The following is a 9,067-nucleotide window of genomic DNA, read 5'->3' as shown; positions in this document are numbered from 1 at the left end:
GCCGGCGCAGGTGGCCGTCGAGGGCGTCCTGGCTCGGCGCGGGCGCGCCGGGGCGGGCCCGGAACGGCGGGGGCGTAAAGAGCGTGTCGCGCTCCGCCCGGTCGCCGGGCAGGCCGTTCAGGCGCATCAGCTGGGCGGGCGTCGCCCCGGCACGCGAGCGCAGGCGTGCCGCCTCCCGGCGGTCGAGGCCCGGTTGTGCCGCGGCCTGCCTCAACGTCGTGGAGAGCGCGTCGAAGAAGCCGTTGCCGCGGCCGGCGGGCGTGCCCTGGGTGTAGGTGGCGCCGTCGGGTGCGGTGAGGACGCCGTCGCGGTCGAGGCGGTAGCGCGGACCGCGGCTGTCGGTGGGCGGCAGCCAGGGCGCGATGGTGTGGCTGCGGTGGGCGGGCGGCTGCTCCGACGCCGGGCGCGTGGTCTCCGCCCTGGACGTCTCGGTCGTCGTACCGGTCGTACCCGTCGTCCCGGTGGTCCCGGTGGTCGTACCCGAATCGACCGCAGTCGCCGGCGCGGGCAACGCCGTCGCGACCGGCGCCGGGGTGCCGGTCGGCAGCGCCGCGTGGAAGAACCCGTCGGTGGCGAAGAGGACCGGGTCGGCGGCCGGGCCGACAGCGGCCGGGTCGACGCCGTGCGGGAGGTGGACCTGGTCCCGGCCCCCCCCCGTCACCACGGTGATCGGCGTGCCCAGGACCCTGGCCGCGAGGGCGGGCAGCAGGTCGGCGCCGCCGTGGTCGCCCGCCCGGCGCTCGGGCGGAGACGGCCGGTCGGGCGTCGATGGGGTGTCGTCCTGTCGCGGCTCGCTCGCGAACGGGCGGGACAGGGCCGCGGTGGCCAGCGCCACCCGCTGCGCGGGGGCCGGCCAGTAGGTCTGCGGGAGGCGCCCGAAGGCGTCGAACTCGGCCTGCTGCGCGGGGGTGAACACCACGCCTGCCGCGTCGAGTTCGGCCTGGGTGAAGGTGTCCGCGGCGTCCAGGGCGAGGGCGTCGAGCAGGTCCTCGTTGCCGTCGGCGCCCAGTTCCCAGGCGAGGCGGTCGCGGGCGGCGCCGATGGCCTCCGCGGTGACCACCGGGTCGCTGGGGTCGCGGCCGAACCGGTCGGCGAGGTCGTCGCCGAGGAGGTACGGCAGACGGCCGCGGGTGTCGGCGGAGGCGAGCAGTGCGTGGAAGAACGAGGCGCCGTCGTGCGGCATGTCGTGCACCTCGCGCACGGTGGTGCCGTCCGGCGAGGTGAGGGTGCGCGGGGCCGTGTCGGTGGCGTCGGTGATCGTGTACGGCTCGGGGGCCTCGGAGCGCCAGTCAGGGGCGGTGTACTCCTGCGGCCGGTCCGGCACCGTGACCGAGGCCGAACCCTGATGGTGGGCGGTGAGCCGGGATGCCGCGAGCTGCAGCCGGTGGTGGTCGGCGGCGGCCGCGTCGGTGCGCTGGTGCCAGCGGTGGACCTCCTCGCGGGCGGCCTGCCAGGCGACGACGGCGGGCGACCAGGGCATGTCCGGCGGCAGGTCGGTCGGCGGGCCGGAGTTGTCGTCGCCGAGCGCGGTCTGTTCCTCCGCGCTCAGGTCGAGCCACGTCTCCCGGGCCCGTGCCCGGGCGTCGTAGTAATTCTTCTCGGCGGTGGCGAGGTCTGCGGCCGCCTTGGCCTGGCTGTCCCAGGCCGCGAGGACCTCGTCGGGGAACGTGGAGTCGTCCAGGAGCCCGTAGTCGCGGGCGATGTCCTCGCGCAGCCAGACCAGGGCGGTGGTCTCGGTCTCGGCGGCGCGCGGCCCGCGCTTGGCCTTGCCGAGCGCGTGCAGCGCGCGGCTGTCGGTGTACCGGTGGTCCACCTCGGCCACCGACAGCCAGGTCACCGGCACGGCGAAGAGCATGCTCCGGTCGGTGACGACCTTGATGTGGGTGCCGAGGGTGGTGTCCGTGGCGCCCTTGAGTGTGGTGCCGTCGTTCGTCCCGGCGATCGGGACCGTGGCGCCGGGGTTGGTGACACCGGCGTTGCTGTTTCCTGCCAGCGGCGCGGTGCCCACCGCGCCCTCGACGTTGTCGGTGATGCCGGCTTCGAGCGCGTCGGAGGTCTTCGCCCGCTGCATGGCCTCCATGCGGGGCTTGTTCTCGACCGCGAGCAGCCGGGCGCCGCGGCGGTGCATCTTCGCGTAGAGGCGGGAGTCGGCGGTGTGGGACTGGCCGAAGAGGTGGGCGGACGCCTGGGTGGGCAGCGCGGTGCCGTTCGCGCCGAGCGCCTCGCGGAAGCCGGAGGTGAGACCGACCTGCGAGGTGGCCTCCTGCTGGGCCTGGGCGGGTGCGGTGCCGAGGCCGGTGAGCGTGGTGAGCCGGGCGGTGCGCACCCGGCCGGCGACGGCCTTGCCGGTGTGCCGCTTGCCGAGGTCGGTGTCGCCGAGGCCGTCGGCGCGGGCGGTCGCGATGGTGAGGGCGTCGTGTACGTTGCCCGCGCCGCGGATGTCCACGGCGAGGATGCCGGAACCGATCGTGTCGTCGAAGGGCAGGACGTCCGGGTCGGCGCTGCCGCCGGGGTCCCCGGCGGCGGAGGTGCGCCAGGTGGCGATGCCCTCCGGACGGGCCTGGGTGGCGGTCAGTACCCGTACCGAGCGCTCGGGTTCCGGTATGTCCTGCTCGGTGAGTGCTCCGTCGTCGCCTTCGCCGACCGGGGTGAGCAGGCTGGCCGGGAGGACCTCGTTGAGACTGCCGACGGGGACGGAGGAGACGCCGGGGGCGAGCGCGTCGCCGGTCGAGTCCGTCATGACGACGGTGAGGGTGTAGCCGGTGACGACCTCGGCGTGGGCCTGGGTGGTGGCGATGTTCGGCATCGAGGTGGTACCGGCGGTCTGGGTCCGTACGCTCGACCGCGCCTTGGCCGCGGTGCCCTGGAGCGAGGGGTTGGCGATGAGGATGCCGTCCTCCGCCGCGCGCTGGCCGCCGCTGAGCGTCACGTCGGCGCCGCGGTCCTGGGAGGCGCCGGCGGCGTCGTCGCGGGCGGTGGTGCGGTAGTCCTCCAGTTCGTAGCCGGTGCGCAGTTTGTCCACGGTGGTGGTGACCGGGGTCAGGGTGAACTTGAGCTGTCCCGGGCTGCCGCCGACGGGCAGGTGGAAGGGGTCGGACCAGGTGCGGTAGCGGACCGGGAGGGTCATTCCGTCCGTCGTCAGCTCGTGCAGGTGCGCGGCGAGGAAGTCCGGGGAGAGCCGCTGGATGACCTGTTCCCGGTCGTGCCCGGGCACCCCGATCCGCTCCAGCTGCGTCAGCAGTTGCTGCGCCGCGGCGCTCGCGTCGAGCTGACCGCTGGGGTGGGTGGGGAAGCGGCGGAACCGCAGGTAGGGGGGCAGACGGTAGCCGCCGCCGAGGTTGTGCGGGGTGTCGGTGCCCAGGCCGTCCGGGGCGAGCCCGGCCTCGATGACGTCCTGCATCGGCAGGTGGAACATCACGGCGTCGCGGATGCGCTGCAGCGCGGCGGCGGCCTGGCGCGGGGAGAGACTGTTGCCGAGCCGCTGGGAGATACGCCCGGCCGCGGAGCTGATCCCGGCCCCGGCACGGGTGCCGATCGCGCCCATCGCGGCCGTCCACCGGTCTCGTACGGCGACGGTCTCGGCGGCGTCGGCGACCACCAGGTACATCCGCCCGGCGTAGGAGAGGGTGGTGTTACGGCCCCGGGTGACGGTCTGCGAGACGCTGCGGCCCTTGCCCCAGGCGTACTGCAGGGCCGCCGAGTAGGAGCCGACCACCGCGGGCTGGCCGGGTGCCTGCTGCAGGGGTGTGTCGGCGCCCTGAAGGCCGAGGGTGGTGCGGGTGACAGTGCTCGCGGTGCCGTTGATGCGGTGTTCGTTGCCCACGGTGGTCTCGGAACTGGCAGGCTTCGGGTCGCTCTTGACCCGGAAGTTGCTCAGCTCGCCGCGGATCGCTCCCTTGAGGTAGTGGGTCCGGAACGGGCTGGCGCCGTTGAGTCCGGGGATGCGGGAGCCGAACGGGCCCAGGTACTGGCCGAGTTGGCCGGCCACGCTGAGGTTCGCCATCGCACGGCGCAGCGCGGTGCGTACCGGGGCACCGGGTGCGCTGACGTGCCAGGAGGTGCCCGAGGCACGGTTGGCGGTGTCCTGCATGAGCTGCTGGCGCTCCGGGCCCCCCTCGGCGCTGAGCACCACGTGCGGTGCACTCAGCAGCTTCTTGGTGAGCTGGTGGTCGGGGGATTCCGTCGCCGGCATGGGGCGGGTGCCGTCGAGGAGCTGGTCCGCCTCGGCGGAGGAGAGCTGCTGCGGCGCGGGGGTGGTCGTCGTGGCAGGGGCCGGCCCGGTGGGTGGCGGGTCGGCGGGCGCGTAACGGTCGGAGCCGTGTGCGGACGGGACGGCCAGTTCCACCCGGCCCACGGTCTCGCTGCCGCGGCTGAACAGCGGGCGTTCCTCGACCTTGCTGACGAAGACGCCCGTGCCGAGCAGGCCGATCGAGGCGAGTCTGGCCCAGCCGCGCGGGCGGCGGTGGCCCTCGAAGGTCGCGCCCAGTTCCACCTGGTAGCTGTAGAGGTCGGTGCCGGTCTGGAACATCAGGTGGTCGTGGGCGACCGCGACGGTGTTCCTGGTGGCCTTCTGGTCGGTCCTGGCGTGCCGGAGCCCGACGGCCACGCTGCCGGCCTGACGCGGCAGCCCGACCCCCTCCACCTTGTCGTGGTCGCGCGGCCCGACGCCCATCTCGACACCGCCGGAGAGGGTGACGGCCGCCTGCTGCCCCTGGCCGGAGACCTCGGTGCCGATCACGGCGTTGCGCAGCGAGCGCTCGCTCATGGTGGTCTCGAAGCGCCGGTCGGTGAGGCGCGCCTTGAGGATGAGGGTGTGGTGGCCGCGGCGCACCTTGCCGTCCTCGGTGAGGGTGACCGGCACCCCGGTGGTGGTGAGGTCGTCCAGGCTCTGCGCGAGGCTGGGCCGGTTGAGCGCCTCGCGCACCTGCCGGTCGTTGTGGAGCGCGGTACGCATGCGCCCGTCGCCGTACCAGAACTTGGCGAGGCGCGGATGCCGCAGCATGAACGGTGGGACGAACAGCGACGGGTACGAGCGGTGCAGCGTGTCCAGGACGCTGTCCGCGAAGGCATTCATGGGGTTCTGGGGCGGAGGCGGCTGAGCCTGGGTCTGCCCCTGCTGGGTCTGCGGCTGCCCTTGGGTCGTGGGCTGCGTCTGGGGCTGCAGCTGGCCCTGCGGGCGGATGGGGCGGAAGCCCTCAGCGCGGACCTGGCCGCTCAGGTGGACCGGGTCCTCCCGGGTCAGGTACCACGGCACCGGCGGCTCGGCGTCCGGGTTGGGGCCGGTCTGGCCCGGCGTGCGGCTGTCCCAGCCCGCGAGGCGGCGTGCGTCCTGCGTGGAGATCCAGTCCAGACTCACCACCCGGACCGGCCGGGCCGCGGAGGACGGTTCGCCGGGCTTGCGCACCATCAGGGTGCGCTCCACCCGGTAGAGCGCGACCGGGTGGTTGCGGACGCGCCCGGTGGTCTTGCGGGCCGCGTCGACACCGAGGTAGTGCCCGCGCCCGGTGGAGATGTCCGCGCGGACCAGGGGCCCGCCCTGGAGGCGTACGTCGGTCTCCGGGCCCGCGATGGTGTAGTTGGGCCCGGCGGTCACCTGGAAGCCCAGCCGGGTGTCACGAACGTGACCGCGCTCGTTCTGGTACGTGGTCTGCGTGAGCTCGCGCAGCTCCGCCTTGACCGACTCGGTGACGAGGGTGGCCCGGTGCGGCACCGACCGCTCCACGATGAGGTGCCCCAGCGGGTGCTGTCCGCTGCCCTTGGTCAGCTCGGGCCCGGTGACCGGCCCGGAGAACCGGCCGAACAGCCCGAGCAGCCGGCCCGGCCGGACGTACGAGACCAGCGTGCGGTGCGCCGAACTCCCGGGCCGCGCACCGGAGATGGCGAGTGCCATGTCCTCCGGCGGGTCCACCAGGTGCAGTCCGGTGGTGTCGGTCATACGCGGCTCGACGCCGTTCGGGAAGGTGAGCGTCTTCGGCGCCCGCTCAGGTCCCTTGTAGGGCACGGTGAGATCGTCCGGCAGCCGCCAGCTCAGCCCGTCGCGCATCGCGAACTCCGCGGTGTGCACCTGGGTCCGCTGCCAGTCGGGTTTCATCAGAGCCGGAGTGACCGGGGTCGTGGGCGTGGGCGTGGCCGGGGTCGTGCCGGTGGCGGGCGTGCTCGTGGTGGTGCTGCCGCTCGGCCCGCTGTCAGAACCGGTGGTCTTCGGTGCCTCGGTGACGCGGTCCACCCGCACCCGGTAGTGGACGTCGTCCAGGTGCAGGTGCGAGCCCTCCCAGTTGCGCCACTCCGACTGGTTGTAGGCCTGGGTGCCCTGGGCGTAGTCGGTCTTGCGGGTCCAGCCCAGCGAGAAGCCGATCTTCAGCAGCCAGTTGAGGGGCGGTCCCATGCTCAGGCCGCCGGCGATCCGGCGCCCGAAGCCGACACTGCGCCCGCCGCCCGTACCGGCCTGGCCGCGCCGCATGGTGTCCACCCGGACGGTGGCGTCACCCACGTTGGAGAAGCGTTCCCAGCGGTGGTACGGGATGGCCTCGACGGTCATCTCATGGCCGACCCCGGACTTCTCGCGGCCCACGAAGCGCGCACCGCGCGGGGCGGTGAAGGCGTCCGGCTGCTGGATCAGCAGGCGCAGCAGCTCCGCCTCGTCGAACTGGTCACGCAGCTTCTTCGGCAGCTTGCCGAGGATCTCCTCGGCGACCTGCTCGGGCGAGCGCAGGGTCGTCTTGCCGAGGCCGGTGAGGAGCCCGGTGGGCCGGCTCCGCGCCGTCCCGGTCGGCCGGGCGGGCGGGGGCATGGTGCCGTCGCCGGGGTCGGCGTCCGGGTTGATCAGGACCATGGGCAGCCGGGTGCCGTCCTCGAAGGTGACGGTACTCGGCGGCGGGCCGGGCGTCCGGGCGTCCGGCCCGGTGAGCAGCCGGGCCGGGCGGTACCGGTCGAGCTGCGTCTCCAGCGGCACCGGATCGCCCCGGTCGGGGGTCTCGGTGTCGGAGCTGTCCAGGTCGGTGACCCCACCCATGCTGCGCAGCCACTCCCCGAACGGATCAGAGTCCTCCAGGTCCTGGGTGGCCGGGTCCTGGAGCGCCGGGTCCTGGGTGACCGGAGGCGGGGTGAGGGACGGGTCCGGTACGGGGGTGAGCGGGGCCGACGCCGGCACCAGCGCGTCGTAGTGGTCGGTGCCGTTGTAGGCCAGGTGCAGGGTGCCGCCCTGGCCGCCCGGGTGGAGGTTGGTGACGAAGGTGGTCCCCGGCGACTGCCGGTCGGGCTGGACGAGCCGCAGGTCGAGGTCGAGGGTGTGGGCCAGGGCCTGCGGGAGCAGGTCGGCGAAGGGGGACGCCCACAGTCCGGGGATCTCCGCCGCCACGGCGATCAGTTCCTCGGTGCCGAGTTCTCGGGCGTCGGCCGGGGTGGGCGCGACGTCGGCGAGGTCCGGGTAGCCGCCCTCCCGGAGGATCTGCTGCCACCGGGCCGCGTCGCCGTCGTTGACGACCGCCTGCGCGATCCGGTCCCAGTCCTGGTTGATCTGGTTCTGCTCGTCCGCGTCCTCGACCCCGGCGATGGCGGTCATTCGCAGGTCGTCGACGACGGCGAGGACCGGGTCCGGGGTCGCCTCGGCCGCGGCGGCGGCCAGTTCGGACCCCCTGATCCGGTCGCTGAGCAGGCGGCGCAGGTTGGCGACGTTCAACGCGGCCCAGGCGGGCGGTATGTCGTGGCTGCGTGCGCTGTCCAGGGCGCTGCGGAAGAGGCAGTTCCCGCCGCTCGGGGTCTCCAGGCGCCGGAAGGCCTGGCCGTCCGCGTGCAGCACGGTGTCCGGGCCGGCCGACGTGGTCTTGCTGAGGAGGGTCAGGTCCTCGGCGATGCTCTCCGGGCGGCTCGGCGCGGGCGCCAGATCGGGCCTGCGGCGGCCCAGTTCGGCGGTGTCCTCGGAACTGAGGCCCAGCTCGGACAGCGGCAGCGGGGCGTCGGACAGCGACCAGGTGACCTGCGCGGAGGGCGCATAGGACAGACCGCGTACGTCCTGCGGCGAGACCATCGTGGTCGGCGGGAGCGCGGGCGGCGGCGGGGGCACCAGGGCGTCGAGTGTGGTGTCGGGCCCGGCGGTGCTGCGCAACTCGGCCGCGGCACGCAGGAATTCGGTGTACTGCTCGACCGTCGGTTCGGCGGACGGATCGATGCCGGTGCCCGTCACACCGGCCCGGTCGACGACCATCCGGCGCAGCAGGTCCTGGGTCATCCGGCCGTCGCCGTAGCGGGCGGCGGTGTCCGGGCTGAGCCAGCGCAGGCCGTCGACGTAGGCGAGTCCGGCGAGCAACTCCCGGTTCTCCGGCCGCTGTTCGGCGTCCGTGCCGAGGGTGTCGCGCAGTGTGCGGACCTGCTGGAGGGTACGGGCCTGTGCGAAGGCGTCGGCTGGTTCCGGACCCGCATGCAGACCGGCGTCGCGTGCCAGCGCGTCCAGGTCGGCGCCGCTGGGCTCCGGGGTGAAGAGGCGCCATGATCCCGGCCCGTCGGGGCCCTCGGTGAGTACCGCGCGGACGTTGCCGTCCTGGTCCCTGGCCGTGCCCACCTCGGTGGTCGGCGCGTACACCGGGCGGCCGGTCCGGTTCGCCACGTGCTGGGCCACCGGCAGGCCCGCCACCTTCGGCTGCTGTCCCGTCTCGCAGGAGAACAGCACCAGCGGCCGCTCCCGGTCGCCGTCCTGCGCCCAGGACCTGAGGACCTCGCCGAGCTGCACACCGCTGACCTTGACGGTGGGGCGCGCCGCGTCCTCGGTGCCGAGGGTGACGGTCCGGGAGGTGCCGTGGCTCGTGAAGTAGTCGGCGCCGTTCTCGGTGTCCGAGCCTGGCAGCGCGGTCGGCGGGCCGGTGAACACGGTACGGCGGACGGGCGGGTCCGCCACGGCCTGCGGGTTCGACGTGGCCGGGGTCGTCGACGTGGTCTCTGCCGCCGGCGTGGGGGACGGGGAGACCGACGTGGTGCGTACGCCGCGGAAGGTGTCCTGGTCGAGGAGTGCGCGACGCCCCGCACTGTGCGCCGTGTCGTCGTCGGCCGGGCTCTGCGAGATGGTCAGCGTCTG

General features: G+C 74.1%; 1 pseudogene. It reads right to left on the bottom strand.

Annotated features, from left to right (window positions below):
• A pseudogene (locus O3Q52_RS42300) lies at positions 1-9,067 on the bottom strand (hypothetical protein); the annotation flags it as partial.

Source organism: Streptomyces sp. ActVer (genome assembly GCF_027270795.1).
GTDB classification, from domain to species: Bacteria; Actinomycetota; Actinomycetes; order Streptomycetales; family Streptomycetaceae; genus Streptomyces; species Streptomyces umbrinus_A.
This window is presented reverse-complemented; position numbering and strand designations above follow the sequence as displayed.